The organism is Pseudomonas japonica, from assembly GCF_013522925.1.
GTDB lineage: Bacteria > Pseudomonadota > Gammaproteobacteria > Pseudomonadales > Pseudomonadaceae > Aquipseudomonas > Aquipseudomonas japonica_A.
The window spans coordinates 1-270 of record NZ_JAAMQU010000055.1 but is presented as its reverse complement, the minus strand read 5'-3'; the positions used below and the strand labels follow the sequence as shown (position 1 = coordinate 270).

Annotated in this window: 1 protein-coding gene; it reads right to left on the bottom strand. The window is 64.8% G+C overall.

The genetic code is table 11. From position 1 onward, the window contains the following. Window positions 1-270, bottom strand: a 270-nt coding sequence (locus tag G7016_RS25865; protein ID WP_181118411.1) for a VCBS domain-containing protein, incomplete at both ends; no start/stop codon positions are given.

Here is a 270-nt window from a genome sequence, read left to right as displayed (position 1 = left end):
TCAGCGTCTGGGGAGCACTGGACACACCCTGGGCGTCGGTGGCGACGTACTGGATGTTGTAGCTCGTGCTCTGGCCGACAGCCAGGTGCTGGTAGGCCGCATTGCTCGGGTCGAGCGTCCAGCTGCCATCGGTGTTCAGGGTGAAGCCTGGAACCTTGTCGGCCGAAGTCTGGCTGAACACCAGCGTGGCAGTTTCACCGCTGTCGGCGTCGGTCGCGGTCAGCGTGCCGGAAGCAAGGGGGCTGTCCTCGACGATGGTGGCCTTGCTGT